Source organism: Bosea sp. NBC_00550, assembly GCF_026020075.1.
In the GTDB taxonomy this organism is placed as follows: Bacteria; Pseudomonadota; Alphaproteobacteria; order Rhizobiales; family Beijerinckiaceae; genus Allobosea.
Genome location: NZ_CP102772.1, coordinates 766,117 through 792,826, shown reverse-complemented (window position 1 = coordinate 792,826; position 26,710 = coordinate 766,117). Strand labels below are relative to the sequence as shown.

At 66.5% G+C, this 26,710-nt stretch carries 30 protein-coding genes; 12 read left to right on the top strand and 18 right to left on the bottom strand.

Going from position 1 to position 26,710, the window contains the following annotated elements:
* Positions 1-43 precede the first annotated feature (43 nt).
* The 3 genes from NWE53_RS03810 to NWE53_RS03800 all read left to right on the top strand — a co-directional run bounded on the left by NWE53_RS03810 (position 44) and on the right by NWE53_RS03800 (position 1,962).
* Positions 44-508 carry a carboxymuconolactone decarboxylase family protein gene (locus NWE53_RS03810; protein WP_265053052.1) on the top strand — a complete coding sequence of 155 codons (465 nt, stop codon included), beginning with the start codon at positions 44-46 and terminating at the stop codon, positions 506-508.
* Between the two features lie 74 nt (positions 509-582).
* Positions 583-1,050: a carboxymuconolactone decarboxylase family protein gene (locus NWE53_RS03805; RefSeq protein ID WP_265053051.1), complete on the top strand. Its 468-nt coding sequence runs from the start codon at positions 583-585 to the stop codon at positions 1,048-1,050.
* Between the two features lie 21 nt (positions 1,051-1,071).
* Positions 1,072-1,962: a sigma-70 family RNA polymerase sigma factor gene (locus NWE53_RS03800; protein ID WP_265053050.1), complete on the top strand. Its 891-nt coding sequence runs from the start codon at positions 1,072-1,074 to the stop codon at positions 1,960-1,962.
* On the opposite strand, the gene NWE53_RS03795 is transcribed toward NWE53_RS03800, so the two are convergent.
* The 5 genes from NWE53_RS03795 to clpS form a co-directional block, all read right to left on the bottom strand.
* Complete coding sequence (locus tag NWE53_RS03795) at positions 1,959-2,321, bottom strand: AzlD domain-containing protein (protein WP_265053049.1); 363 nt, start codon at positions 2,319-2,321, stop codon at positions 1,959-1,961. The genes NWE53_RS03800 and NWE53_RS03795 overlap by 4 nt on opposite strands.
* Positions 2,318-3,043, bottom strand: a complete 726-nt coding sequence (locus NWE53_RS03790) for an AzlC family ABC transporter permease (RefSeq protein ID WP_265053048.1) — start codon at positions 3,041-3,043, stop codon at positions 2,318-2,320. The genes NWE53_RS03795 and NWE53_RS03790 overlap by 4 nt, the downstream gene beginning before the upstream one ends.
* A gap of 147 nt (positions 3,044-3,190) precedes the next feature.
* Entirely contained in the window at positions 3,191-3,475 is a 285-nt protein-coding gene (locus NWE53_RS03785) for a hypothetical protein (RefSeq protein ID WP_265053047.1), read from the bottom strand.
* 7 nt (positions 3,476-3,482) lie between these two features.
* Positions 3,483-6,017: an ATP-dependent Clp protease ATP-binding subunit ClpA gene (clpA, locus tag NWE53_RS03780; protein WP_265053046.1), complete on the bottom strand. Its 2,535-nt coding sequence runs from the start codon at positions 6,015-6,017 to the stop codon at positions 3,483-3,485.
* A gap of 46 nt (positions 6,018-6,063) precedes the next feature.
* A complete protein-coding gene (gene clpS / locus NWE53_RS03775) occupies positions 6,064-6,405 on the bottom strand; it encodes an ATP-dependent Clp protease adapter ClpS (protein WP_265054809.1) in 342 nt (113 codons plus the stop codon).
* Between the two features lie 302 nt (positions 6,406-6,707).
* Between clpS and kdsA the strand changes: the two genes are divergently transcribed.
* Both kdsA and NWE53_RS03765 read left to right on the top strand, forming a co-directional pair.
* A complete protein-coding gene (gene kdsA / locus NWE53_RS03770) occupies positions 6,708-7,577 on the top strand; it encodes a 3-deoxy-8-phosphooctulonate synthase (RefSeq protein ID WP_265053045.1) in 870 nt (289 codons plus the stop codon).
* Positions 7,468-8,766 (top strand): MFS transporter, encoded by a 1,299-nt coding sequence (locus NWE53_RS03765; protein WP_320109549.1) that lies wholly within the window; start codon positions 7,468-7,470, stop codon positions 8,764-8,766. The genes kdsA and NWE53_RS03765 overlap by 110 nt, the downstream gene beginning before the upstream one ends.
* Before the next feature lie 8 nt (positions 8,767-8,774).
* Here NWE53_RS03765 and queF read toward each other — a convergent pair whose 3' ends face one another.
* A complete protein-coding gene (queF, locus tag NWE53_RS03760; protein WP_265053043.1) occupies positions 8,775-9,230 on the bottom strand; it encodes a preQ(1) synthase in 456 nt (151 codons plus the stop codon).
* 252 nt (positions 9,231-9,482) lie between these two features.
* Here queF and NWE53_RS03755 point away from each other — a divergent pair, with 252 nt between their 5' ends.
* A complete protein-coding gene (locus tag NWE53_RS03755) occupies positions 9,483-9,689 on the top strand; it encodes a hypothetical protein (protein ID WP_265053042.1) in 207 nt (68 codons plus the stop codon).
* Between the two features lie 12 nt (positions 9,690-9,701).
* On the opposite strand, the gene NWE53_RS03750 is transcribed toward NWE53_RS03755, so the two are convergent.
* The gene (locus NWE53_RS03750; RefSeq protein WP_265053041.1) at positions 9,702-9,827 is read right to left on the bottom strand and encodes a hypothetical protein; all 126 of its coding nucleotides are present in this window, start codon (positions 9,825-9,827) and stop codon (positions 9,702-9,704) included.
* A 223-nt stretch (positions 9,828-10,050) separates the two neighbouring features.
* On the opposite strand from NWE53_RS03750, the gene eno reads away from it, so the two are divergent.
* A complete protein-coding gene (gene eno, locus NWE53_RS03745; RefSeq protein WP_265053040.1) occupies positions 10,051-11,334 on the top strand; it encodes a phosphopyruvate hydratase in 1,284 nt (427 codons plus the stop codon).
* Positions 11,335-11,356: 22 nt separating this feature from the next.
* On the opposite strand, the gene NWE53_RS03740 is transcribed toward eno, so the two are convergent.
* The gene (locus NWE53_RS03740) at positions 11,357-12,013 is read right to left on the bottom strand and encodes a hypothetical protein (protein ID WP_265053039.1); all 657 of its coding nucleotides are present in this window, start codon (positions 12,011-12,013) and stop codon (positions 11,357-11,359) included.
* A gap of 171 nt (positions 12,014-12,184) precedes the next feature.
* Between NWE53_RS03740 and NWE53_RS03735 the strand changes: the two genes are divergently transcribed.
* A complete protein-coding gene (locus NWE53_RS03735) occupies positions 12,185-13,153 on the top strand; it encodes a DMT family transporter (protein ID WP_265053038.1) in 969 nt (322 codons plus the stop codon).
* Here the strand turns inward: NWE53_RS03735 and NWE53_RS03730 are convergent.
* From NWE53_RS03730 to NWE53_RS03710, 5 genes are all read right to left on the bottom strand, one after another.
* Complete coding sequence (locus NWE53_RS03730) at positions 13,085-13,870, bottom strand: hypothetical protein (RefSeq protein WP_265053037.1); 786 nt, start codon at positions 13,868-13,870, stop codon at positions 13,085-13,087. The two genes, NWE53_RS03735 and NWE53_RS03730, sit on opposite strands and share 69 nt — an antisense overlap.
* Entirely contained in the window at positions 13,867-15,030 is a 1,164-nt protein-coding gene (tgt, locus tag NWE53_RS03725) for a tRNA guanosine(34) transglycosylase Tgt (protein ID WP_265053036.1), read from the bottom strand. The genes NWE53_RS03730 and tgt overlap by 4 nt, the downstream gene beginning before the upstream one ends.
* 185 nt (positions 15,031-15,215) lie before the next feature.
* Entirely contained in the window at positions 15,216-15,572 is a 357-nt protein-coding gene (locus tag NWE53_RS03720) for an ArsC family reductase (protein ID WP_265053035.1), read from the bottom strand.
* A 10-nt stretch (positions 15,573-15,582) separates the two neighbouring features.
* Positions 15,583-16,290 carry a glutathione S-transferase N-terminal domain-containing protein gene (locus NWE53_RS03715; RefSeq protein ID WP_265053034.1) on the bottom strand — a complete coding sequence of 236 codons (708 nt, stop codon included), beginning with the start codon at positions 16,288-16,290 and terminating at the stop codon, positions 15,583-15,585.
* A gap of 115 nt (positions 16,291-16,405) precedes the next feature.
* Positions 16,406-16,756 (bottom strand): 2'-5' RNA ligase family protein, encoded by a 351-nt coding sequence (locus tag NWE53_RS03710; RefSeq protein ID WP_265053033.1) that lies wholly within the window; start codon positions 16,754-16,756, stop codon positions 16,406-16,408.
* A 405-nt stretch (positions 16,757-17,161) separates the two neighbouring features.
* On the opposite strand from NWE53_RS03710, the gene NWE53_RS03705 reads away from it, so the two are divergent.
* Positions 17,162-18,067 carry a LysR family transcriptional regulator gene (locus NWE53_RS03705; RefSeq protein ID WP_265053032.1) on the top strand — a complete coding sequence of 302 codons (906 nt, stop codon included), beginning with the start codon at positions 17,162-17,164 and terminating at the stop codon, positions 18,065-18,067.
* Between the two features lie 160 nt (positions 18,068-18,227).
* Positions 18,228-19,145: an alpha/beta fold hydrolase gene (locus tag NWE53_RS03700; RefSeq protein ID WP_265053031.1), complete on the top strand. Its 918-nt coding sequence runs from the start codon at positions 18,228-18,230 to the stop codon at positions 19,143-19,145.
* Positions 19,146-19,266: 121 nt separating this feature from the next.
* Here the strand turns inward: NWE53_RS03700 and guaA are convergent, their stop codons facing one another.
* The gene (gene guaA, locus NWE53_RS03695; protein ID WP_265053030.1) at positions 19,267-20,835 is read right to left on the bottom strand and encodes a glutamine-hydrolyzing GMP synthase; all 1,569 of its coding nucleotides are present in this window, start codon (positions 20,833-20,835) and stop codon (positions 19,267-19,269) included.
* A 49-nt stretch (positions 20,836-20,884) separates the two neighbouring features.
* A complete protein-coding gene (locus NWE53_RS03690) occupies positions 20,885-22,183 on the bottom strand; it encodes an RsmB/NOP family class I SAM-dependent RNA methyltransferase (protein WP_265053029.1) in 1,299 nt (432 codons plus the stop codon).
* Between the two features lie 182 nt (positions 22,184-22,365).
* Between NWE53_RS03690 and NWE53_RS03685 the strand changes: the two genes are divergently transcribed.
* Both NWE53_RS03685 and NWE53_RS03680 read left to right on the top strand, forming a co-directional pair.
* The gene (locus tag NWE53_RS03685) at positions 22,366-22,506 is read left to right on the top strand and encodes a hypothetical protein (protein ID WP_265053028.1); all 141 of its coding nucleotides are present in this window, start codon (positions 22,366-22,368) and stop codon (positions 22,504-22,506) included.
* A 256-nt stretch (positions 22,507-22,762) separates the two neighbouring features.
* Positions 22,763-23,923 (top strand): glycerophosphodiester phosphodiesterase, encoded by a 1,161-nt coding sequence (locus NWE53_RS03680; protein WP_265053027.1) that lies wholly within the window; start codon positions 22,763-22,765, stop codon positions 23,921-23,923.
* Positions 23,924-24,048: 125 nt separating this feature from the next.
* Here the strand turns inward: NWE53_RS03680 and NWE53_RS03675 are convergent, their stop codons facing one another.
* From NWE53_RS03675 to NWE53_RS03665, 3 genes are all read right to left on the bottom strand, one after another.
* On the bottom strand, positions 24,049-24,324 hold the full coding sequence (locus tag NWE53_RS03675) for a hypothetical protein (protein ID WP_265053026.1): 276 nt from the start codon (positions 24,322-24,324) through the stop codon (positions 24,049-24,051).
* Between the two features lie 185 nt (positions 24,325-24,509).
* A complete protein-coding gene (locus NWE53_RS03670; protein ID WP_057193382.1) occupies positions 24,510-25,226 on the bottom strand; it encodes an amino acid ABC transporter ATP-binding protein in 717 nt (238 codons plus the stop codon).
* A 98-nt stretch (positions 25,227-25,324) separates the two neighbouring features.
* A complete protein-coding gene (locus NWE53_RS03665; RefSeq protein WP_265053025.1) occupies positions 25,325-26,704 on the bottom strand; it encodes an amino acid ABC transporter permease in 1,380 nt (459 codons plus the stop codon).
* Positions 26,705-26,710: the final 6 nt, after the last annotated feature.

The window sequence follows — 26,710 nt, the reverse complement described above, 5'->3', positions numbered from 1 at the left end:
GGAGGCTGCCTCGTCTTATCGTCATCAACCGATGGAGATGACCATGAGCCAACGCCTCAATGCCTTCCAGGTCGCGCCCGGAGCGATCGAAGCGCTGCTGAAGACGCAGAATTACGTCAATGAGAGCGGGCTCGAGCACAGCCTGCTCGAGCTGGTGAAGATGCGGGCGTCGCAGATCAACGGCTGCGCCTACTGCCTGCACATGCACGCGATGGACGCCCGCAAGGCCGGCGAGACCGAGGCGCGGCTCTATCTGCTCGACGCTTGGCACGAATCCGAGCTCTACACGCCGCGCGAGAAGGCCGCTCTCGGCTGGACGGAGGCCCTGACCCGACTGTCGGAAGCGAGCCCGAGCGACGCAGCCTTTGCGGAACTCCGCGCCCATTTCAGCGAGAAGGAATGCGTCGATCTCTCGCTGTCGATCAGCACGATCAACGCCTGGAACCGGATCAATGCCGGCTTCCGCTCGCGCCATCCGGCCGACAAGCCTGCCAGGGCTGCCGCCTGACCTCCACCTCTTGACGCTCCCGGCCCTGAGGCCGAACCTGAAGGCCGGGAGCCGCACTGCCAGCGAGAACCACGATGAGCAAACGTCTCAACCCCTACACAGTCGCGCCCGATGTCATGAAGCCGCTGATCGCGCTCGAATCGGCGATCAAGGATTCCGGCCTGGAATACAGCCTGATCGAGCTCGTCAAGATGCGGGCGTCGCAGATCAATGGCTGCGCCTATTGCCTGCACATGCATTCGGCCGATGCCCGCAAGGCCGGCGAGAGCGAGGCGCGGCTCTACCTGCTCAGCGCCTGGCACGAATCCGCCCTCTACACCCCGCGCGAGCGCGCCGCACTGGCCTGGACGGAAGCCTTGACGCTTCTGCCGCAGACCCACGCGCCGGATGCCGACTATGAAGAGACGCTGCGCCATTTCAGCGAGGAGGAGATGGTCAAGCTCACGCTGCTCATCGGCACGATCAATGTCTGGAACCGGGTCGCGGTCGGCTTCCGCTCGCACCATCCCAACGACAGGGCTCCGAAGGCCGCAGCGGCCTGAGCCGTCCGACGCCACCGGAGCATGACAACAGCACCCGCCAGCCTCTTCGAGGCGCATCGGTCCTATCTGACCCGCCTCGCCTACCGCATGCTCGGCTCGCTCAGCGACGCCGAGGATGTGGTGCAGGACGCCTGGCTGCGCTGGCACGATTCCGCCCCGGAAGCGTTGGCGAACCCGCGCGCCTGGCTGGGGCGCGTGGTGACGCGGCTTTGCCTCGACCTGATGAAATCGGCGAGGCGGCGGCGCGAGAACTATGTGGGGGCATGGCTGCCCGAGCCGCTGATAGAGGAGATCGGCGGCGCGTCCAATAGTGATGAGGGGCTCGACGTTCCCTATGTGCTCCAGCTCGCTCTGGAGCGCCTGTCGCCGCTCGAACGCGCCGCCTTCCTGCTGCACGATGTCTTCGACCTGCCCTTTTCCGAGATCGCCGACACGCTCGGGCGCAGCGAGGCAGCCTGCCGCCAGCTCGTCTCGCGGGCGCGCCGGCATGCGCGGCAGGATGGGCCGCGCCATCCGCTCTCGCCCGAGGAGGCGAAACGCTATGCGACCGCCTTCTTCGAGGCCGCCCACAGCACTGATCCGACCGCGCTGAAGGGCCTGCTCGCACAGGACGCGGTGCTCCATGGCGACGGCGGCGGCAAGGCGAACTCGGTGCTCAACCCGATCTTCGGGAGCGAGAAGATCGGCCGCTTCTTCGCCGGTCTCGCCCGCAAGCCGGAACAGCAGGGCTTCGTGACCCGCTACGAGCCGGTGCTGATCAACGGCATGCCCGGCTATATCAGCGCCGAAACGGACACGGAGCAGGCCGTGGTGCTCGACATCCGCGACGGGCAGATCCAGGCGATCTACGTCATCCGCAACCCGGACAAGCTCGGTCCCGTGCGGGACCGGCTCAACGCGACCACCAGCTAGACCGCCCCGAACAGCCAGACGCCCCCGATCAGCACCACCTCGCCCGAAAGCACGGCCAGCATCATCCGGCGGCGGCTGATGGCCATCACGGCGGCGGAGGTGGCGAGCGCGGCGACGCGGATGAACAGCGGTGCGTGCGCCAATGCCCCCGGCGGCGAGACCATCAGCTTGGCGACGATGCCGGCGAGCAGCGCCGTGGCGACCGCCCTCACCCATTCGAGCAGCGGGGAATCGGCGGCGAGCCCGCGCGCGAATCCGACGGCGAGCCAGCGCCAAATCTCGGTCGGCAGCACGGCGAAGAGCATGAGCGCGAGATAAGGCCACAGCGGCCCGTCGAGCAGGGCGATCGGCTGGGTCATGCGGCCACTCTGCGCCGGCGGCCGACCAGGAAGGCGATGCTGCCGGCGCTCAAGCCGGCGACGATGAGATCGAAGCCGCCGCCAATGAAACGCTCGCAGATCGGCGCGAGCGCCAGCCCCAAGACCAATGCGGTGACGTCGCCGCGATGACGCAGCCCCGCCGTCAGCGAGACCAGGAAGAAGATCGGGGTCAGGCAGAGCAGCCCGGCCGCAAACGGAATCGGCAGCGCGTCGAGCAGGTAATACCCGGCGAAGGTTCCGATCGCACTCACCGCCATGCAGGTGTTGGCGAAGCCGAGGAAATAGGCCACGCGCTGGTTCACCGGGATGCCCGGCAGCCGGCGAAGCCCTTCCGTCCAGGCTGTCACGGCAACGTAGTGCGCGAGGAAAAGCTGCTGCCAGACGCTCTGGCCCGGCCGGCGCAGGAGCGGCAGGATCGCCATCGTCATCCGCAGGAAGCGCAGCGAGGCGAAGGCGATGGCGATCGCGATGGCGCTCCAGGCGGCGCCAGCGGCGATCGAGGCGAAGAACAGCACCTGCGACGGGCCGGCCCAGACCAGGATGGTCGAGAGCACGGCGACATCGACGGGATAGCCGACGTCGCGCGCCAGAGAGCCGATGCCGATCAGACCAAAGCCGACGATCCAGGCCGGGAGCAGCAGCGCATCGCGCATGCCGGCCAGCGCCACGCGCTGCCAGCTACAGTCTGCGGATACGCTCATCGGATCATTGCTGCGAGCAGCCTCGGGAAAACGAAACCGCCCGCGCGGGAGCCGGGCCTGTTGTCCCTATGGCTTATGCCGGGAAGGCTCGCCAAGGCGTCGCAGGGAGTGACGGCCCTGCATTGCTCGCAGAGCCGCGTGCGCCGGTCAGCTCTTGCCGCCCTTCATCGCCACGGCGATCAGCTCATTGGCGAAGTCGATCAGCTCTTTGGGAATGCCGCCGACCGCCTTGATGCCGAGATAGATCAGATAGACCAAGGCCGGCACGAGGATCCAGCCGAGCACTTCCTCGAAGATCTTGCGGCGGCGCCGGCGGCGGTCGCGCTTCTCGAACCAGCCCAGCTTCTCTCTCGCCGGGCGGGCCTGTGCCTGGGTGGCTGGCACGCCCTCGCCGGTTTCGGCGGCGAGGGTCGCGGATTTGCGTTTGAACAACACGTTCTCAGGCCTTTGTCAGCGGAACCTTCGGCACGGTACGGACCGCAGCACGGCCGGAGGCCTTGGGCGGTGTACCAGGCCCGTCATCCGGCCCGGCTCCGCCCTTCGGGCTTCGCCGCGGCGTGGCTTTCGCCGCCTTGCCGCCGGCCGCCGCCTTGGCGCGCGGCTTCGGCGACCTCTTGGCGGTCGCGGCTTCGACATCCTTCTCGGGCTTGGGCTTCGCCGGCCCGTCCGGGAATTCGAGGCCGAGGACCTTGATGCCGGTCTCGGACTGGACGACCACCACCTTGACGGCACCGCCATTCTTGAGGCGCCCGAACAGCACCTCGTCGGCAAGCGGGGTCTTGATGGTCTGCTGGATCAGCCGGGCCATCGGCCGGGCGCCCATCGCCTCGTCATAGCCGTTCTCGACCAGCCATTCGCGGGCCTCGTCCGAGAGCTCGATAGTGACGTTGCGGTCGGCGAGCTGGGCTTCGAGCTGGAGCACGAACTTGTCGACGACGCGGGCGACCACCGTCTTCGGCAGGTGGCCGAAGGAGATGACGGAGTCGAGCCGGTTGCGGAATTCCGGCGCGAACAGCTTGTTGATCGCCTCGGTATCGTCGCCCTCGCGCTTGCTCCGCGTGAAACCATAGGCGTTGCGGGCCATGTCGGCGGCTCCGGCATTGGTCGTCATGATCAGGATGACGTTGCGGAAGTCGACCTGCTTGCCGTTGTTGTCGGTCAGCTTGCCGTGGTCCATCACCTGCAAGAGGATGTTGAACAGGTCCGGATGGGCCTTCTCGATCTCGTCGAGCAGCAGCACGGAATGCGGATGCTGGTCGATCTGGTCGGTCAGCAGGCCACCCTGGTCGAAGCCGACATAGCCCGGAGGCGCGCCGATCAGCCGCGAGACGGTGTGGCGTTCCATGTATTCGGACATGTCGAAGCGGATCAGCTCGACGCCGAGCGAGGAGGCGAGCTGGCGCGCCACCTCGGTTTTTCCGACGCCGGTCGGGCCGGCGAAGAGGTAGCAGCCGATCGGCTTCTCGCCGTCGCGCAAGCCGGCGCGGGCGAGCTTGATCGAGGAGGACAGCGCCTCGATCGCCTTCTCCTGGCCATAGACGGTGCGCTTGAGCGTCTGCTCGAGATTGCGCAGCACCTCGGCATCGTCCTTGGAGACGGTCTTCGCCGGGATGCGGGCCATGGTCGAGACCGCGATCTCGACCTCCTTCACGCCGATGGTCTTCTTGCGCTTGTGCTCCGGCAGCAGCATCTGCGAGGCGCCGGTCTCGTCGATGACGTCGATCGCCTTATCAGGCAGCTTGCGGTCGTGGATGTAGCGCGCCGACAGCTCCACCGCCGCCTTGATGGCGTCGTTGGTGTAGCGCAGCTTGTGGAACTCCTCGAAATAGGGCTTGAGGCCCTTGAGGATCTCGATCGTGTCCGGCACCGACGGCTCGTTGACGTCGATCTTCTGGAAGCGGCGCACCAGCGCCCGGTCCTTCTCGAAATACTGGCGGTATTCCTTGTAGGTGGTCGAGCCGATGCAGCGCAGCGTGCCAGAGGCGAGCGCCGGCTTCAGCAGGTTCGAGGCATCCATCGCACCGCCCGAGGTCGCGCCCGCGCCGATCACCGTATGGATCTCGTCGATGAACATGATCGCCTTGGGGTGCTGCTCGATCTCCTTCATCACCTGCTTGAGGCGCTCCTCGAAATCGCCGCGATAACGGGTGCCGGCGAGCAGCGTGCCCATGTCGAGCGAGAAGACGGTAGCGTCCTTCAGGACCTCCGGCACCTCGCCGCGGGTGATCTTGAGGGCGAGGCCTTCGGCGATCGCGGTCTTGCCGACGCCGGGGTCGCCCACCAGCAGCGGGTTGTTCTTCTGGCGGCGGCAGAGGATCTGGATCGTGCGCTGCACCTCGGCCTCGCGGCCGATCAGCGGATCGATGCGCCCGTCCCTCGCCTTCCGGTTCAGGTTGACGCAGTAAGCGTCGAGCGCGCTTTCCTTTTTCTTCTTGTCCTTGTCCTCGCTGCTGCTGCCCTGCTCGGAGCGCTGCTCGCGCTGCGGTTCGCCCTCCTCCTCGGAGCCGCGCACCGGGCGGCTCTCGCTGGCGCCGGGGCGCTTGGCGATGCCGTGGCTGATGTAGTTGACCGCGTCGTAACGGGTCATGTCCTGCTCCTGCAGGAAATAGGCTGCGTGGCTTTCCCGCTCTGCGAACATCGCGACGAGCACGTTGGCGCCGGTCACCTCTTCGCGGCCCGAGGACTGGACGTGGATCACCGCGCGCTGGATCACGCGCTGGAATCCGGCGGTGGGCTTGGAATCATCGCGGCCGTCGGTGACGAGATTCGTCAGCTCCGAGTCGATGTAGTCGACGAGGTTGCGGCGCAGCAGGTCGAGATCGACGCTGCAGGCGCGCATGACCGCGGCCGCGTCCTGGTCGTCGACCAGGGCGAGCAGGAGATGTTCGAGGGTGGCGTATTCGTGACGGCGCTCATTGGCCAGGGCCAGAGCCCGGTGAAGCGCCTGTTCGAGACTGCGCGAGAAACTCGGCAAGGGGAGCGCTCCTATCTGTTTGCGGAGTGTGCGATCGGACCCAAGGCTACTTTTTCTCCATCACGCATTGCAGCGGATGCATGTGCTTGCGTGCAAGATCCATGACGAGCGTAACCTTGGTCTCGGCGACCTCGTAGGTGAAGACGCCGCATTCGCCGACGCCGTTCTGATGCACATGCATCATGATATGCGTCGCTTCGGCGCGGTCCTTGTTGAAGAACCGCTCCAGAACGTGAACGACGAACTCCATGGGGGTGTAATCGTCGTTCAACAGCAGGACACGATAGAGGTTCGGCTTGCGTGTGCGGGTGCGGGTCAGCACCGCGGTGCCTGTGCCGTCGCGCCCGCCATCGACAGGCGGTCCGGCGCGCTTGGGACGATCAGCCATGACAAGCCCGCCCGAACCCGCCCGCACGGGCGATGTCGGATCGGCTCGCATTGCTGTGTCCTTGCCTGCCTGCATCGTCCCCGTCCGCGCCATGCCTGCCGAAACCCGGTCCAAATCGATCCTGCGTTCCCACCCGAGATAGTGCTTCGCTTGCGAATTTACAGACCTCTCCGCCGCTTCGCCAGCCCGTTCCCGCCTCCTGCACCCAACTCTTCGCGACATGGCAGCCAAGCGCCCCGCCGCTTGACCCATCGTACCCGCCGGACATAAGCCCCTCGGGCCGCTGGATGAAGGAAATCGCCATGACCCCCAACGCCGTCGTCACCATCGGCGAGGATCTCGCCCGGCCCGTGCGCTTCGGCAATGCCCTGCCGCTCGCCCTGATCGCCGGTCCCTGCCAGATGGAAAGCCGCGACCATGCGCTGGAATGCGCCCTGGCGCTGAAGGACATCGCGACCGCTCTCAACATCGGACTCGTCTTCAAGGCCTCCTTCGACAAGGCGAACCGCACCAGCGTCAGGGGCGCCCGCGGCATGGGGATGAAAGCCGCCTTGCCCGTCTTCGCCGAAATCCGCGCGCGCACGGGGCTCCCCGTCGTGACCGACGTGCATGACGCCGCCCAATGCGCCCCGGTGGCGGAGGTCGTCGACATCCTGCAGATTCCGGCCTTTCTCTGCCGCCAGACCGACCTGCTCGTAGCGGCGGCCCAGACCGGCCGCGTCGTCAACGTCAAGAAGGGCCAGTTCCTGGCACCCTGGGACATGGTCAATGTCGCGGCGAAGGTGACCGAAAGCGGCAACTCCAATGTCATGCTGACCGAGCGAGGTGCCTCCTTCGGCTACAACACGCTGGTCACCGACATGCGCGCGCTGCCGATCATGGCGGAGATCGGCGCACCCGTGATCTTCGACGCCACGCACTCCGTGCAGCAGCCGGGCGGCAAGGGAGCCTCGACGGGCGGACAGCGCGAGTTCGTGCCGGTGCTGTCGCGCGCGGCGGTCGCCGTCGGCGTCGCCGGTCTCTTCATCGAAACGCATCCCGACCCCGACCGCGCGCCTTCGGATGGCCCGAACATGGTGCCGCTCTCCGAGTTCCACGGCCTCATCGCCGAGCTGCAGGGGTTCGACCGCCTCGCCAAGAACCGCCCGGCCCCAGCCGTCGCCTATGTCTGAGCCCGCGCCGGCGTCCAGGTCCGATCTCGGTGCCCTGATCCCGGTCCTCGGGCTATGTGGATTCGCATCGACGTTCACGATGCGGCTGATCGACCCGCTGGTGCCGACGCTCGCCTTCGAGTTCGGCCAGAGCGTGCACCAGATCGCATTCCTGGCGACGGCTTTCTCCGGCTGCTACGCGCTCGGCCAACCCTTCCTCGGGCCGATCGCCGACTCGGTCGGAAAGCTGCGCAGCATCTCGACCTGCCTCGCCTTACTCTGCGTGCTGTCGGTGCTAGCGGCTTTCGCCACGAGCTTCTGGGTCCTGCTCATCCTGCGCGCTGCCGGCGGCGTGATGGCGGGCGGCGTCATCCCGGCGGCGATGGCGGCGATCGGGGATCGCGCGCCGATGGCCGAGCGGCAGATCATGCTCGGCCGTTTCCTCGTTATCATGATCATCGGACAGATGGCGGGCGCTACCTTCTCCGGCCTCGTCGCCGATCATGTCGGCTGGCGGGCCGTGCTGTTGGTCGCCGGTGTGCTCGCCGGCGGCGGCGCACTCGTGGTCAGGCTGGTGCTGAAGCCGCGGCCCGATGCGGCCCGCCCGCCGCTCAGCCTCGCCGGCGCGGTCGTGAGCTACAAGGCGGTCTTCGCCAATCCGCGCAGCAAGCTGCTCTACCTGTTCGTCCTGCTGGAAGGCTCGCTCGTCTTCGGGCTGTCGCCGTTCATCGCCGCCATCCTGCACGAGCGCTCGGACGCCAGCCCCTCGCAGGCCGGCATCGCAATCGGTGCGATGGGGCTCGGAGGCCTCGTCTATGGCGTGCTGACCCGCATCCTGGTCGAGCGGGTCGGGCCGCGGCAGATGATGCGATATGGCGGCCTTGCCGTGGCGCTTGCCTACTTCGCCTTCACCCTGCCCGCGCCCTGGTGGACCGCCATCGGCGTCTTCCTCCTGATGGGCTTCGGCTTCTTCCTGATTCACGGCACGTTCCAGGCGCAGGCGACCGAACTCGCGCCGACGGCCCGCGGCTCGGCCATGGCCCTGTTCGCGTGCTTCTTCTTCATGGGACACGCAACCGGCCCATTGGTCATGGGTGCGCTGCTGAATCTCATCGGGACCCAGCAGGCACTCATCGTCTTCGGCATCGGGATCGGCGTGCTCGGCTTCGTGACGCCCCGCCTTCTCCCGCCGCTCGGCTCGCGTACCTAGAAGGTTGGTCAGCGCCCGCGATAGGGCGCGACACCCTGGTCCGGCAGCCAGAGGCCCTTCGGCGGCTCACCGGTCTGCCAGAACACGTCGATCGGGATGCCGCCACGCGGATACCAGTAGCCGCCGATGCGGAACCATTCCGGCTCGAGCAGATCGACCAGCGTCTTGCCGATCGAGACGGTGCAGTCCTCATGGAAGGCGCCGTGGTTGCGGAAGGCGCCGAGATAGAGCTTCAGCGACTTCGACTCGACCAGCCACTGGCCCGGCAGATAGTCGATGACGAGGATGCCGAAGTCCGGCTGCCCCGTGACCGGGCAGATCGACGTGAATTCCGGACAGGTGAAGCGCGTGAGATAGCGCGTGCCGGCATGGGGATTGGGCACGCGGTCGAGCCGTGCCTCCTCGGGCGAGGCGGGCAAGCTGCTGCTCTGGCCGAGCTGCAAGGTCGAGGCGTCGATGGCCATGGGACATGCTCCTGAAGTTTGCCGGAGCCTGTAGCGCATCTTTCGCGGAAGGGGGAAGCCATCGGCTGCCGAAAGGGCATTGCCGGCGAAGATCGCGCTCACGGGATTTCAAAGCATAGGCCGGCGTCAATTCGATCAAGTTTATCGAATGTCCACACCCTTCCTTGCTTCGACGTAGATCACATTATAGCTCAACGTTGTTATTGGGCGGCCGATCACTACAATTCTATGATAATTGCAGGCATATTGTTCTTGATCGGACTGTTGATCGGTCTTTCATACGGATATCCGGCGATCGTCGGCGCCAGCACGCTTGTGACCTTCGTCATCTTTCCGGTTTGGCTGATCCGCGGGGAACTCGGCCTTTTCAGCGTCCTCTTGTGGATCGGCTATCTGTTCGCCCTGCAGAGCGGCTTCATGCTCGGCAGTTACCTGGGCATGCCTGGCGACGAGGAATAGGCCCCCGGCCGATTACCAGAACCAGATCGGACGACCGACGAACAGGCACAGCCCTGTCCACCAGAGAAAGGTCAGGCTGCACCAGAACAGAACGGCGAGCAGCGACGGTCGGCGGCGACTGGACAGATTCTGGAACATTTTCGTTTCTCGAAGGAATACGGCGCGGCGTTCACCTGCCTGTCCGCAATCCGTGGACCAGCCTGGGGCCGGTTAGCATCGAACGCGTGCGGGCACTCACGGCCCTCCCTCCCAAACACCGACCGCTTCATGCTCGCCGGATGCGGATCGGGGCTTTCGCAACGACAGGCTGTTGGCTAGAAGCGCGTCAGTCGTCTCACCCACCTCCCCTCCGGAGCCTGCTATGACCGCGATCATCGACATCATCGGACGCCAGATCCTGGATTCCCGCGGCAATCCGACTGTCGAGGTCGATGTCGTGCTCGAGGACGGCTCGATGGGCCGCGCGGCAGTTCCCTCCGGTGCCTCGACCGGCGCGCATGAGGCCGTCGAGCTGCGCGACGGCGACAAGAGCCGCTATCTCGGCAAGGGCGTGCTCAAAGCCGTCGAAGCGGTCAACGTCGACATCGCCGAGGCGATCGTCGCGATGGACGCCGAGGACCAGACCGCGATCGACCAGACCATGATCGAGCTCGACGGCACCCCGAACAAGTCCAAGCTCGGTGCCAACGCCATCCTCGGCGTGTCGCTCGCCGTGGCCAAGGCAGCTGCGGAGGCCGCCGGCCTGCCGCTTTACCGCTATGTCGGCGGCACCTCGGCCCGCGTCCTGCCCGTGCCGATGATGAACATCGTCAATGGCGGCGCCCATGCCGACAACCCGATCGACTTCCAGGAATTCATGGTCATGCCGATCGGCGCGACCTCCTTCGCCGAAGGCCTGCGCATGGGCGCGGAGATATTCCACACCCTGAAGAAGAAGCTGCACGACGCCGGCCACAACACCAATGTCGGCGACGAGGGCGGCTTCGCTCCGAACATCAAGTCGGCTGAGGCCGCGCTCGACTTCGTGATGCAGGCGATCGAGACCGCCGGCTACAAGCCGGGCGATGACGTCGCGCTCGCGCTCGACTGCGCCGCGACCGAGTTCTTCAAGGACGGCGCTTACGTCTACGAAGGCGAGCGCAAGACGCGCGACCCGAAGGCGCAGGCCAAGTACCTCGCAAAGCTCGTCGGCAACTATCCGATCGTCTCGATCGAGGACGGCATGTCCGAGGATGACTGGGAAGGCTGGAAGGCGCTGACCGACCTCGTCGGCTCGAAGTGCCAGCTCGTCGGCGACGATCTCTTCGTCACCAATGTCGAGCGCCTGTCGCGTGGCATCAAGGGCAAGACCGCCAACTCGATCCTGGTCAAGGTCAACCAGATCGGCTCGCTCACCGAGACGCTCGCCGCCGTCGAGATGGCGCAGCGTGCCGGCTACACCGCCGTGATGTCGCACCGCTCGGGCGAGACCGAGGATTCGACCATCGCCGATCTCGCGGTCGCGACCAATTGCGGGCAGATCAAGACGGGCTCGCTGGCCCGTTCCGACCGGACCGCGAAGTACAACCAGCTGCTGCGCATCGAGGAAGAACTGGGCGCGCAGGCGATCTATGCCGGCCGCGCTGCGCTGAAGGCGCTGGCCTGACCGACGCTTCTCCTGCCGCGCCTCACCAGCGCGGCAGCAAGCTCGTCGTCTGGGACAGGCCCCAGGAACCGGCCGCCTGCACGCTGCCGGCCGCCCCCGAAACCGCGTCGACGACCTTGGTCGCCGGCGCGACCACGTACCGGCTCCAGGAATCGTCGCGCGACGATTCCATGGCCTGCACCGTTTCGATGGCCGATGCCGCAGCGGGAGGCAGGATCACCAGCGGCCCGGCCATCGCCGTGTAGCGCTCCGACGGCGGCGCGCTCCGGCGCGCCGGAGATGCCGGTCTGGTCCGCTCGCCCGCGTCCGAACGCGGCTTGGCGAGTGCAGCGAATTGCGGCGGCGCCCACTCGCTGCGCTCCGGCCAAGTCAGCGACATCGGCATCGCGAGGGCTGCCGGCGTGATCTGCAGGTTCGCCGCAGAATCCTCGCCGCCCGCGATGTCCATCGCATCCAGGCGGTCCGTGATCTTGCCGTCCCGCAGCAGCGCCAGTTTCGGAATCATCGCCTGCTCGATCCGCGCACCGACAGCCTCGTGCCTGGTCGCAGCGCCGGACAGGAGGCCCGGCAGCGCCGCGAGCATCGCGGTCGCGGTCGCGATTCCCAACGACAGCAGGAGATGGTTGCCGAGGCGGCTCGCCATCGCGGCGGGCCTGGGGGAATAAGGGTGGCCGGGCATCGGCTGTCTCTCCGGTGGCTGCGCCCATTTGGTGTTGCAACGCAAGCAAGCCGCCCGCTCTGGGCGCCAGCGGGGCCGAAACGCGGCGCAATTACGGTCTACCGCCGCATGCGCGGCTGCCATGCGCATCAGCCCGTAACGGCACTGCAGCGATCCACGCTATGCGACCTCATGGATCAACGCATCGCTAGCCTTCCGGCGCCACACGACAGGGAGCGCCGGCGACGCCGGCTCGCCGTGGCGGGCATGCTGCTCAGCGTGGTGATCTTCGGCTCGAATTTCGTCATCAGCCGCCACGCCGTGCTGCACGGCATCACACCCTATGACCTGCTGGCGCTGCGCTTCGCGACGGCCGGGATTCTGCTCCTGCCGCTGTACCTGCGACCGGGGATTGCGAGCTGTGGCGGCGTCGGCTGGGGACGCGGGCTGTTGCTGGCGCTGTCGAGCGGCTTCCCGATGACGTTCCTGATGCTGATGGGGCTCACATTGGCGCCCGCGGCCCATGGCGCCACGATCGGGCCGGGCACGGTGACGCTGATCGGCATCGTCGGTTCGGTGGTGCTGTTCGGCGCGGTGCTGACGCGCAATCTCATCGTCGGCATCTGCGGCGTGCTTGCCGGCCTCGCCTGCCTCGCCATTGCGGGCACGACGGGGGCGAGCGCCGGCACGCTGCGCGGCGATTTGATGTTCCTCGGCGTCGGCCTGCTCTGGGGCTTCTATCCGCTGATGATCCAGCTCTGGAAGGTCGACGGCCTGCGCGCGGCGGCGGTGGTCTCTGTCCTGTCCCTCGCCTGGCTGCCGGTCTACGCCCTGTTCTTCTTCCGCGGCTTCGACATCGCGCCGTGGTGGGTGCTCTCGCTGCACGCGCTCTATCAGGGCGTGATCAACGTCATCATCGGCCTGTGGATCTGGGGCTGGGCGGCGCATGTGCTGGGGCCGGCGGTCGTCGGACGCTTCCCGCCGCTGATCCCCGTTACCGGCACGCTGCTGGCGATCCCGGTGCTCGGCGAGATTCCGTCCTCGCTCCAGCTCATCGGGATCGTGCTCATCATCAGCGGGCTGTTCGTCGCCTCATGGCGCAAGCCGCCGCGAAAGGCCGGTCACGAGCACGTTCCAGCCGACCGAGACGGCCAGGCCTGACGCCAAGGCCGCCCAGGACCCGAACGGCACCGCCATCAGGTGCACCACGGCGAGCCCGAGCCCGACGCCGAGCAGGCCGAGCGCTCCGCTGCCGATCACCGCAGCCGCGGCCGGTCCGCCGACCCGCGGCTGGAGAATGACGATCAGGCTGGACAGGACGATGGGCAACCCGGCGAGGACACCGGCCCAGGCCGCACCGACCCTTTCGCCGGCGACGGTGACGATGCCGACGAGCGCGGCCACGCAAGCGGCCCGCAGCGGGATGGCGTAACGCGATAGCGTGACCGGGCCGGCCGCACGGACGGCGAGATAGGGCCGCACGAGCCGGTGCACGATAATGAACGCAAAGACCGTTAGGACGGCGAGCGGCAGCGCCTGCAGGTTCAGCGAGCGCACGGCCAGGAGCACCGCAACCCAGACGGCCAGGGATATCGCGAGCGAAGGCAGCGTCGTCAGGCGCTGTGCCAAAACCACATAGCTCAGCACGAAACTCGCATGGGTGACGTTGGCGTTCATCGTGCCCAATGCGCTGGCCGCGATGAACGCGGCGTCATGGTCCAGCGCCAGGAAGACGAGGACGGGCCCGAGCGAGATCGGCAATGTCGCGATCATCGCCGCGACGAGCGGCCCGGCGCGCTCGGCCAGCAGCGAACAGCTCACCACCACCGCGGCGGCGATGGTCATCTTGATCGGCAGCAGAGCGAGCCCTGCTATCAAGCAGTCTCGCCCCGCGCCCAGCCTTCCCTGGTCTCGGCGATGAAATCTGCGAGGCGACCGGCTGCGATGGCGGCTCGCAGGCCTGCCATCAGATCCTGATAATAGGCGAGGTTCACCCAGGTCAGCAGCATCTTGCCGAGCATCTCCTCGGCCTTGACGAGGTGGTGCAGATAGGCGCGCGACCAATTGTTGGCCGCCGGGCAGGAGGACTGCTCGTCGATCGGGCGCGGGTCCTCGGCGTGCTTGGCGTTCTTGAGGTTCATCCGGCCGAAGCGGGTGAAGATCTGGCCGTGGCGCCCGGCCCGCGTCGGCATCACGCAGTCGAACATGTCGATGCCGCGCGCCACCGATTTCACGATGTCGTCGGGCGTGCCGACCCCCATGAGGTAGCGCGGCTTCTCCTGCGGCAGATGCGGCTCGACCGTCTCGATCATCGCCAGCATGACGTCCTGCGGCTCGCCGACAGCGAGCCCGCCGATGGCATAGCCCTTGAGGTCCATGGCGGTGAGCTCGCGCGCGCTCTCGACGCGCAGATGCGGCACGTCCCCGCCCTGCACGATGCCGAACAGCGCCCGGCCGGGATGATCGCCGAAAGCCGCCTTGCAGCGCTCGGCCCAGCGCAGCGAGAGCCGCATCGCCTTTTCCGCGACCTTCTCCTCGCAGGGCAGCGCGACGCATTCGTCGAGCTGCATGACGATGTCGGAGCCGAGCAGGTTCTGAATCTCGACCGAGCGCTCGGGCGTGAGCATATGCTTGGAGCCGTCGATATGGGAGCGGAAGGTGACGCCCTCCTCGGTCAGCTTCCGGAGTTGCGACAGCGACATCACCTGGAAGCCGCCGGAATCGGTCAAGATCGGATGCGGCCAGTTCATGAACCTGTGCAGCCCGCCGAGCCGCGCGACACGCTCGGCGCCCGGGCGCAGCATCAGGTGATAGGTGTTGCCGAGCACGACATCGGCGCCGAGCGCCCTCACCTGCTCGGGATACATCCCCTTCACGGTCGCGGCGGTGCCGACCGGCATGAAGGCGGGCGTGCGGATGACGCCGCGCGGCATGGTGATCGCGCCGGTGCGGGCGGCGCCATCGCGCGCGGCGACGCAGAAGGTGAAATCGGTGGTCGCAGCGGCTTCGGGCTGCGCGGGCTGGAACGGAGCGGTCATGGCCTGCGAGGTAGAGCAGAGCCGGCGTTTAGGGAAGAGACCCGAACGCCGGATGGCCTTTCCCCGCCGTCATGCTCGGGCTTGACCCGAGAATCTCAGGACGCGGAGGCTCTTGAGCCCTATTCGGCATGAGATTCTCGGGTCGACGCTGCGCGCCGCCCGAGAATGACGGCGATTATCCAGGCTCAGCCCTTCGAGGCCACCGCCTCGTAGATCTCCGGCTTGAAGCCGACGATCGTCTTGCCCTTGCCGAGGTCGAGCACAGGGCGCTTGATCATCGAGGGCTGGGCGAGCATCAGCGCGATGGCCTTGCCGGCATCGAGCCCTTGCTTCTGATCGTCGGGTAGCGCGCGGAAGGTCGTGCCGGCGCGGTTCAGCACCGTCTCCCAGCCATGTTCCTTGACCCAGCGCTCGAGCGAGGCCTTGTCGATCCCGTCAGCCTTGTAGTCGTGGAAGCCGTAGGCCGCACCATGGCCGTCGAGCCAGCTGCGCGCCTTCTTCATCGTGTCGCAGTTCTTGATGCCGTAGATGGTGATAGCCACGTCGAACGCCTCAAGCCGGCCGCTTCGGGATGTCGAGGCCGCGCTGCACCGCCGGGCGCGCCAGGCAACGCTCCAGCCAGATCGGCACATGCGTCAGCGTCGCGTAGTCGACGAGCTCGCCCGCGCCGTAGAAGCCGACGAGATTGCGCACCCAGCCGAGTATGGCGATATCGGCAATGGTGTATTCGTCGCCCATGATCCAGGGGCGGCTGGCGAGCCTCTCCTCAAGCACGCCGAGCAGGCGCTTGCTCTCGCTGGCGTAGCGGTCGCGCGGGCGCTTGTCCTCGTATTCGCGGCCGGCGAACTTGTGGAAGAACCCGAGCTGGCCGAACATCGGCCCGATCGCCGCCATCTGGAAGAACACCCACTGGATGGTCTCATAGCGCTGGCCGGGGTCCTTCGGCAGGAGCTTGCCGGTCTTTTCCGCGAGGTAGAGCAGGATCGCGCCCGACTCCCACAGGCCGAGAGGCTTTCCGTTCGGGCCATCGGGATCGATGATCGCAGGGATCTTGCCGTTCGGATTGAGCGAGAGGAATTCCGGGCCCCAGGTCTCGTTCTTGCCGATGTCGATGAGGTGCGGCTCGTAGGGCAGCCCCAGCTCTTCCAGCACGATCGAGGCCTTCACGCCATTGGGCGTCGGCAGCGAATAGAGCTGGATGCGCTCGGGGTGGCTGGCGGGCCAGCGCTTGGTGATCGGGAAGGCGGAGAGGTCGGCCATAAGGTGCTCCGGTTGAATCGGATGAGCGTCGGCGCAGGACGATAGAGCCGGGCGCGCCCAAAGCAACGGGGCGGCCCGGCCCTATCCCGCAAGGCTGGCTTGCGGCAGTGCACGATCACCCGCCGGCGAGGTTCCAACGGCCCAGAATCTCATAGGGGCGCAGCGGAACGCTCCGGATCAGGGCAAAGTCCGTCACAAGCCAGCTCAGCGGCTGCACGCGGAACGTCTTGGTCCAGAAGCGATCGTAAAGCAGCGTCAGATGCGGACGGCCCGAAGACCGCCGGCCGCGAAAGCCCTCTGCCCGCATCTCCCACCCCAGTTTGTCCTGAAGCCTATCGGCTCCGATCACGCTATCGCCGCCGGTGATGACGAGCGCGGGTGTTTCGGCGCTTTGCGCGAAGGTCGCCACTTCATCGAGCCGCAGCTTGAAAGCGTTCTGTCTGACTCGCAACGCAACGCGATTCATCAAGGCAAAGTCCTTGGCGTCCGGCTCTCGATGCTCGGACCAGCCCCAAAGCGTAACGTGAATATTTGCCGGTGCCGCGCGGACGGCCCGACAGGCTAAACCAATTGCGCAGCGCGCAGGCCATATGGTCGGCCGAAGCCGCCGCGACGGGATTGGGCAGAAGCGCGAAGAAGTAGTTCGCCTGCCTTGGAAGCCAGATTCTCCGTTCCATGGTCGCCTCCTTCAGAAAAGATGGCAGAAGCGGCATCATAGAACAAAACATGAACATGTAAATACGACTGCGGGCAGAATCTTCGCGCGAAAGCACGACGCCGCCGATCCGAGCTATCGTCACTTCGACATGGCGCGGGCAGCGTGTTCGGCTATGCTGCGAGCATCAGGTCGATTTTCCGGAAAGCTCGAACAATGAAGCTGGACGGCATCGCGGGCTTCGTGGCGGTCGCCGAGGAAGGCTCGATCAGCGAGGCGGCGCGCCGGCTGCGGCTGTCGAAATCGGTTGTCAGCGAAAGGCTGGCGGAACTAGAACGCAGCCTCGGAGCCGCGCTCCTGCATCGCACGACGCGCAGGATATCGGTGACGGAGGATGGCATCGCCTTCCTCGAACGCGCCCGTCGCATCCTGCGCGAGGTGTCGGAGGCGGCGACGGACCTCGCCGAACGCCGCGGGACGCTCAGCGGCCCGATGCGGATCGCGGCGCCGGTCACCTTCGGTCGGATGCATCTGGGCCCCGCGCTCTACCCGTTTCTGGCCGCGAATCCCGGGATCGAACTGACGCTCGATCTCGACGACCGTCGCGTCGATATCGCTTCCGGCGTCCATGACGGTGTCGTGCGGCACGGAACCATCGAGGATTCCCGCTTGATGGTCTGGCGCCTGGCCCCGAGCCGCCGCGTGCTGGTGGCATCGGCCGACTATCTAGCGCGTTGCGGCCTGCCTGCGACGACGACCGAGCTCGATGCGCACAAGGGCATCTTCTATACGAACCGCGGCGCATCGGATTGGCGCTTCACCACGCCGCAAGGCGCCGAGATCGTGCGCGCGCGGGTCGGGCTCAGGGTCAACAACGGCGACATGATGCGCGACGCCGCGCTTGCCGGCCTCGGCATCGCATTGTTGCCGCTCTTCATCGCCGGGCCTGATATTCGGCAGGGCCGGCTTACGGTCGTCGATGTCGGCGTCCTGCCGGCACCGGAATTCATCTACCTCGCGCATCCCGAAGGCCGGCTGCCTTCCGCGAAGCTGCGCGCGGTAGCCGCTCATCTGCGAGCCGCATTCGGCGACCGGCCCTCCTGGGAGGACGGAGTCCCTTGAAACCAGTCGGGCGCGCCATGCCGGATTGTTCGGTTTCCCTGGAAACTAGAACCACTCGGAGCAGGCTAATCCGAACACTACGACAGCTTTACCTGAAAAGAGCCACGGGGCTGAAAGCGACGGTCGCGGCGACCGCCCTCCCGATGGGTGGGATCTTGCGATGTTGAAGTTCGTTCTGGCTCTCGGAGCCCTCGCCCTCGGCGCGCCCGCGATGGCGCAGGTACCGGCTTTCCCGGCCTCTTTCACGACGCGGGCGATCGAGACCAACGGTGCAACGATCCATGTCCGGGTCGGCGGCTCCGGGCCGGCTGTCGTTCTGATCCATGGCTATGGCGAGACAGGAGACATGTGGGCGCCGATGGCGGCCGACCTCGCCCGCGATCATACCGTCGTCGTGCCCGATCTGCGCGGGCTGGGGCTCTCCTCCAAGCCACCTTCCGGCTTCGACAAGAAGACGCAGGCCGGCGATGTCGCGGGCGTCCTCGACGCGCTCAAGATCGAACGCGCCGACCTGGTGACGCATGACATCGGCAACATGGTCGGCTTCGCCTTCGCCGCGCAGCATCCGCAGCGCGTCCGTCGCTTCGCCCTGATCGACGCGCCAGTTCCCGGCGTCGGTCCCTGGGAGGAGATCCTGAAGAACCCGCTGCTCTGGCACTTCCGCTTCGGCGGCCCGGATATGGAGCGGCTGGTGGCGGGGCGCGAGCGCATCTATCTCGACCGCTTCTGGAACGAATTCTCGGCAACGCCGAGCCGCTTCACCGAGGCCTCGCGCGAGCATTACGCCAAACTTTACGCCTTGCCCGGCGCGATGCATTCCGGCTTCGCCCAGTTCGCCGCCTTCGATCAGGACGCGATCGACAACCGCACCTATCTCGCGGCCGGCGGCAAGCTCACCATGCCGATCCTGGCGATCGGCGGCGAAAAGTCGTTCGGCCCGACGATGGCGGCCGTGATGCGCGCTGCGGCGACCGACGTGACCGAAGGAATCGTGCCCGATTCAGGCCACTGGATCATGGAAGAGAACCCCGAAGCCACGACCAGGATGGTCCGCGCCTTCCTCGACAAGACGCCCTGAGGCGGACATTTCCGGCCGGCGGGTATCCGCCGGACATCGAGACGAAACCGAACAACAAGGGCAGGTCGACGCACCCGCCCTTGCCGACCGCATCGTTGGCGCCGGCCGCTGGGCCCCTAGGTCATTCCCACTCGATCGTGCCGGGCGGCTTGCTCGTCACGTCGTAGACGACGCGGTTGATGCCCTTGACCTCGTTGATGATGCGGGTCGCGGCGCGGCCAAGGAAGTTCATGTCGAAGGGGTAGAAATCCGCCGTCATGCCGTCGACCGAAGTCACGGCGCGCAGCGCGCAGACGTGATCGTAAGTGCGGTAGTCGCCCATCACGCCGACGGTGCGCACCGGCAGCAGCACGGCGAAGGCCTGCCAGATCACGTCGTAGAGGCCGGCCTTGCGGATCTCGTCGAGATAGATCGCATCCGCCCTGCGCAGGATGTCGAGCTTTTCCTTGGTGATCTCGCCCGGGCAGCGGATGGCGAGGCCCGGCCCCGGGAAGGGGTGGCGGCCGACGAAGGCCTCGGGCAGGCCGAGCTCGCGGCCGAGCACGCGAACCTCGTCCTTGAAGAGCTCGCGCAGCGGCTCGACGAGCTTCATCTTCATGCGCTCGGGCAGGCCGCCGACATTGTGGTGGCTTTTGATCGTCACCGAGGGGCCACCGGAGAAGGACACGCTCTCGATCACGTCGGGATAGAGCGTGCCCTGTGCCAGGAAATCGGCGCCGCCGATCTTGGCGGCCTCGGCATCGAAGACCTCGATGAAGAGGCGGCCGATGGTCTTGCGCTTGGCCTCGGGGTCGGCCCCGCATTTCGCCAGCTCGGAGAGGAAAAGCTCTTCCGCCTCAACATGGACGAGCGGGATGTTGTAGTGATCCCTGAACAGACGGACGACCTCTTCGGCCTCGTTCATCCGCATCAGGCCGTGATCGACGAAAACGCAGGTGAGCTGGTCGCCGATCGCCTCGTGGATCAGCACCGCCGCCACCGCCGAGTCGACGCCGCCGGAAAGGCCGCAGATGACGCGGCCGGTGCCGACCTGATCCTTGATCTTCTTCTGCATCTCGGCGCGATAGGCCGACATGCTCCAATCCGGCTTGCAGCCGCAGATATCGACGACGAAGTTGCGCAGCAGCTTGCCGCCGTCCGGAGTGTGCACCACCTCGGGGTGGAACATCGTGGTGTAAAAGCGCCGCTCTTCGTCGCTCGCCACCGCGAAGGGGGCGTTCTCCGAGGTCGCCTTGACCGAGAAGCCCTGCGGCAACTGCGTGACGCGGTCGCCATGGCTCATCCAGACGGGATAGCGCGCGCCCTTCTCCCAGACGCCGGCGAAGAGTGCCGAAGGGGCGAGGATCTCGACATCGGCGCGGCCGAACTCGGCGGCATGCCCGCCCTCGACCTTGCCGCCGAGCTGATGCGCCATGGTCTGCTGACCGTAGCAGATGCCCATCAGCGGGATGTTCGCGCTGAAGACCGCTTCAGGGGCGCGAGGGCTGCCCTCGTCCGGCACCGAGGCCGGGCCCCCGGAGAAGATCACGCCCTTGGGCTTCAGCCGCTCGAACGCTTCACTAGCCGACTGGAATGGCGCGATCTCGCAGTAGACGCCGATCTCGCGGATGCGCCGCGCGATGAGCTGCGTCACCTGCGAGCCGAAATCGATGATGAGGATGGAGTCGTGATGGGGCTGAGCGCTCGTCATCGCGTCCCGTTAATGGATCACGCGGGCGCGCGCAACGGCCGCAACCGCCTCAATCCCCGCGCCGGAGGCAGGCCAGGTAGAAACCATCCGTGCCGCTGCGTCTTGGCGAGAGCTGGAGGCCGAACTCCGTGGCAAAGCGCGCCAGCAAGGAAAAGTCGCTTTCCGCCCCCTTGAGCACATCGATCGGCGCCACGGAAGCGAAACCGGGGTGACGGCCGAGAAAGGCGCGGATCGCCTCGTCGTTCTCCTCCGGCAGGACCGAGCAGGTGATGTAGGCGATGCGGCCGCCGGGGCGAACCAGCTTCGCGGCGCGAGCCAGCACCTCGGCTTGGTCCTTGATCCGCTCGGCAAGGGCGCCGGGGCGCACGCGCCATTTCGCATCCGGATTGCGGCGCCAGGTGCCGGAGCCGGTGCAGGGCGCATCGACCAGCACGAGATCGGCCTGGCCGGCGATGTCGGCGAACGGCTCGTGGCCGCGCGAACGGGGGATGCGGACCTCGACGATGCCTGCGCCCGAGCGCGCCACGCGGTCATGCAACGGCGCGAGCCGGCGGCTGTCGAGATCGGTGGCGTAGAGGCTGCCGCGATTGGCCATGAGGGCAGCGAGCGCGAGCGTCTTGCCCCCTGCCCCGGCGCAGAGGTCGATCACGGTCTGCCCCGGCTGCGCCCCGGCGAGCAGTGTCACCAACTGCGAGCCCTCGTCCTGGATTTCGAACGCGCCGGCGAAGAAGCCGGGCTCGGTCTGGAGCGAGGGGCCACGCCCGTCATGGCCCGGCTGGAAGCGCAGCGCGTCGGGAGACCAGGCGCCCGGCTCGGGCTGGAGATGGGCGAGGTCTCCGAGCACGGCGTCGCGGCTCGCCTTGAGGCGGTTGACGCGCAGGTCGATCGGCGCGCGGGACGCCAGCGCGCGGCCTTCTGCCACCGCCGCCTCGCCGAAACCGCTCTCGACGGAGGGCCAAAGCCATTCGGGGACATCGGCGCGCACCCAATCGGGAGCGCCCTCGTCCGTAAAAGCGGTCAGAAGCGCCGTCTCGTCCGCATTCAGCGGGGCCGGAGCATGATTCTCACCCGAGAAGAGCTCGCCGATTTCCGCCAGAGGCAGGCCACGCAGGCCCGCCAGCATGCCGAGAACCAGCGCGCGAGGCTCCTCCGACGCCATCGCGTAGCCGGACGAGGCTTTGCGGCGCAGCGCGTCATAGACCAGCGAAGCGATGGCAGCGCGATCCTTGGAACCGGCGAAGCGCCGCGACAGGCCCCAATCCTTGAGCGCATCCGCCGCCGGGCGGCGGCGCTCGATGATGTCCTGCAGCACCTCGATGGCGGCGCTGATCCGGGCGGCTGGCGTCATGATGCGTCATTCCTGGCGCAGGCCGCTCCGGCCGGCGCCGCAAGGCGGTGAGTGGGTTGTGCTTCGACCAGTTCAAACATGACGCCGAGGCATGGGGGCTCCTGCGGCATGCTCTTGACGCGGTCGTTTCACAAGCGGAAAGACGATGCAACCGCATGTCGCGGTCTCTGGGGTATCCACATATGAAAAGCGCCAGCCGCATCGTCATCCTGAGCCTTGTCGCCCTCGGCCTCGCCGCCTGCGCGACCCAGCCGCAGCCGGACTTCACCCCGCCGGCTTCCAAGCGCCTCGACGCCAAGACGACCCTCGAGAACCGCCGCTGATACGGCCCGGCGCGAGAGGCAAGCCGCCAGAGTGCGGCGCCCCTGCGACGCGCCTGTTTGCAATCCAGTGAAGCCCGCATCGACCCTCACGTCGGCGCGGGTATTTTCATGCCGGCAGGCCGCGACAACTCCGTGGCCCGGGCAATCGTCAGCTGCTTGGGCCCCCCGAAGCAGAGAATCCGAATGCCGGCCTTCATGGCGTTGTCACAGCCTCTGACCTAAGTTCGCGCGTATTTCCGCGATCCGGGGTCAAACCATGAAAAAGACGTTCCTTCTCTCGACATCGCTTTTCGTCGCGCTGGCCTTGCAGCCGCTTGCGGCCATCGCCCAGCCGGCGCCCACCCTCTCCGGCCAGAAGCCTCTCGTCATCGCTCACCGCGGCGCCAGCGGCTACCTGCCCGAGCACACGCTCGAGGGCTACAAGCTCGCGATCGAACAGGGCGCGGATTTCATCGAGCCCGATCTGGTCTCGACCAAGGACGGCGTTCTGGTCGTGCGCCACGAGCCGATGCTGAGCGGCACCACCGACGTCGCCGACCGGCCGGAGTTTGCCGGCCGCAAGACCACGCGCAAGGTCGACGGCGTCGACACCGCGGACTGGTTCGCCAATGACTTCACGGCGGCCGAGATCAAGACGCTGCGCGCCAAGCAGGCCTTCGCGGACCGCGACCAGTCCCATAACGGCAAGTACCAGATCCCGACCTTCCAGGAGGTCATCGACCTCGCCAAGGCCGAGAGCGCCCGCACCGGCCGCACGATCGGCATCTATCCCGAGACCAAGCATCCGACCTATCACGCGGCTCTCGGCCTCGCCTTCGAGGACAAGCTCCTCGACATGCTCAAGGCCGCCGGCTGGACCGAGAAGACCTCGCCGGTGTTCATCCAGAGCTTCGAAACGGGCAACCTCAAATATCTGCGCAAGAAGACGCAGCTGCGTCTCGTCCAGCTCGTCGATGGCGACGGCGTCGACAAGGACGGCAAGGTCTCGCTCGCCGCGCCGTTCGACCGTCCCTACGACTTCGCCGTGCTCGGCGACAAGCGCAGCTTCCAGGACATGCTCTCCGCCGAAGGGCTCAAGGAAATCGCGACCTATGCCGACGGTGTCGGCCCCTGGAAGCCCTATCTGCTCGGCGCGAAGCAGACGATCGGGGCCGACGGCAAGCCGCAGGACCTCAACGGCGACGGCGCCATCGACGAGCGCGATCGCACGCTGATCGCGCCGACCAACGTGGTCAAGGATGCCCATGCAGCCGGCCTCCTCGTCCATAGCTGGACCTTCCGCAGCGAGCCGAAGCGGCTGGTTTCGGATTTCAAGGGAGACGCCGGGGCGGAGTACAAGGCTTATTTCGCGCTCGGCATCGACGGGCTCTTCTCGGACTTCCCCGACCAGGCCGTGAAGGCGCGCGATGGCAAATAAGCCTCCCGCGTCAGATCAACAGAAAGCCCGCGGCGTATTCCGCCGCGGGCTTTTTATCGGCTGGTCCGATCAGTCAGGCCGGACCTGCTTCTCGAAGCAACTCTGTAAGCAACTCTGGACGCAACTCAATCACAGACGCGCGTCGTGCGACGCACCATGCCGCGCGGTGTCTCCCGCTCGGTCGTGACCGTGCGGCAATCGTCGCCGCGGTAGTTCGCGCGCCGCCACTCGCGCTCGCGCGCCCGCTCATAGCGGTCGTGACGCATGTCGCGATCTATGGCCCGCTCTTGCGGCGAGCGCGTGTCGACGCTGACGCCGCCGGGGCCGACATTGATCGACTGAGCATAGGCGCCGCCCGTCATCAGAACAGCGGCGACAATAGCAGGAACAAGACGTTTCATGACGTATCCTCCGTTCCCGCAGATAACGCATCACGTAAGGAAGCGTTCCGCCGTCGGAGGTTTTTCTGCAGGGACATCCTTTGCGATGCTTCCGCGGCGCCCCGGAAAAGCGAAGGAGCGCGCCGGCAGAACCGGCGCGCTCCTGAACGTTGGAAAGCTTCTTTGACTCAGTTCAGAATCTGGTCTCAGTGCAGAATCTGGCTGAGGAAGAGCTTGGTGCGCTCGTGCTGCGGGTTCTTGAAGAACTCGTTGGGCTCGTTCATCTCGACGATCTGGCCGGCATCCATGAAGATGACGCGGTCGGCGACCTGGCGGGCGAAGCCCATCTCGTGGGTGACGCAGAGCATGGTCATGCCCTCGTCGGCCAGCGAGACCATGGTGTCGAGCACCTCCTTGACCATTTCGGGGTCGAGCGCCGAGGTCGGCTCGTCGAACAGCATGATCTTCGGGCTCATGCAGAGCGAGCGGGCGATCGCCACGCGCTGCTGCTGGCCGCCCGAGAGCTGGCCGGGGTACTTCAAGGCCTGTTCGGGGATCTTGACGCGCTTGAGATAGTGCATCGCGATCTCCTCGGCGTCCTTCTTGGGCATCTTGCGCACCCAGATCGGAGCGAGCGTCAGGTTCTCCAGGATCGTCAGATGCGGGAACAGGTTGAAGTGCTGGAAGACCATGCCGACATCGCGGCGGATCTCGTCGATCTTCTTCAGGTCGTTGGTGAGCTCCGTGCCGTCGACGATGATCTGGCCCTTCTGGTGTTCCTCCAGCCGGTTGATGCAGCGGATCATCGTCGACTTGCCCGAACCGGACGGGCCGCAGATCACCAGCTTCTCGCCGCGCGAGACCTTAAGGTTGATGTCGCGAAGAACGTGGAACTCGCCGTACCACTTGTTGACGCCGATCATCTCCACCGCCGTCGCGGTGTTGAGGGAGGTCTGCTTCAGCGCGGCGGGCCGGGCGTCGGTCATCTTGGTTTCTGCCATTGCCATGGTCGTCATTCCTCTCAACGTTTTTGGCCGGCGGCGAGGCGCTTCTCGACAGCTACCGAGTAGCGCGACATTCCCCAGCAGCAAAGAAAATAGAACATCGCGGCGAAGGCATAGCCGGTCGTCCGCGTGGTCGGCGTCGCCCAGGTCGGGTCGACGAGAGTCGCCTCGATGGTGCGCAGGAAGTCGAAGATGCCGACGATGGTCACCAGCGTCGTATCCTTGAACAGCCCGATGAAGGTGTTGACGATGCCGGGGATCACGATCCGCAGCGCCTGCGGCAGGATGATGAGGCGCATCATCTGCCAGTAGCCGAGGCCGAGCGACATCGCGCCCTCGTACTGGCCCTTGGGGATCGCCTGCAGGCCGCCGCGCACCACCTCCGCCATATAGGCGGCGGCGAAGAGCGCGACGCCGATCAGCGGCCGCAGCAACCGATCCGGAGACCATTCCTGCGGCACGAAGAGCGGCAGCATGGTGTTCGCCATGAACAGCACCGTGATCAGCGGGACGCCACGGACGAACTCGATGAAGATCACCGAGAGCAGCTGGATCGCCGGCAGCCGCGAGCGACGGCCGAGCGCCAGGAGCACACCGAGCGGCAGCGAGAACACGATGCCCACCGCCGAGATCAGGAAGGTCACCGTCATGCCGCCCCAGAGGCCGGTATCGACGCGCGGGAGGCCGACCTTGTCGGCGAGAACGGCGAGAATGCCGAACACGACGAGCGAGATCAGGATCAGCCGCTTCGGCCGATAGAAGCGCTGCCAGGCCGGCGCGGCCTCCTCTACGGCAAGCTGCCCCTCCCCGATCCAGAACTTCACCAGGCTCGGCGCGAAGGACAGGACGAGATAGACCACGGCCAGCGCGAAGCTGAGCAGGATCAGGAAGCGCAGGAAGCCCTCGGCCCGGTCACCGCCGAGCAGCAGGATGAAGGCGCTCGTCGGCAGGATGACGAAGAAGAAGAACACGCCGATCTTCTTCATCGGCGCCCGGTTCCAGAGCAGCCAGATCACGCCGAGCGCGAACATCGCGAAGACGATATTGACCCGCCAGCGCTCCGTCACCGGGTAGGAACCGTAGATGAAGTACTGCAGACGATCGCCAATATAGGCCCAGCAGGCGCCGACCGGCCGGCCGACCTTGTCCGCGAGGCAGGCGTCGCGGCTCGTGCCGGTCCAGACCGCATCGAGGAAGTAGAACCGGATCAGCCCCGGCACCGCATCGATCACCAGATAGAGGCAGAGCAGGGTCAGGATGGTGTTGAGAGGGCCCGAGAACAGGTGGGCCCTGATCCAGGCCAGGGGGCCGGCGACGGAAAGCGGCGCGGGCTCCTGTTCCAGCGTATCCCTGCGAACGAAGGCGAAGGGCGCGAGTTCGGTGGTTGCGTCGGTCATCGGTCA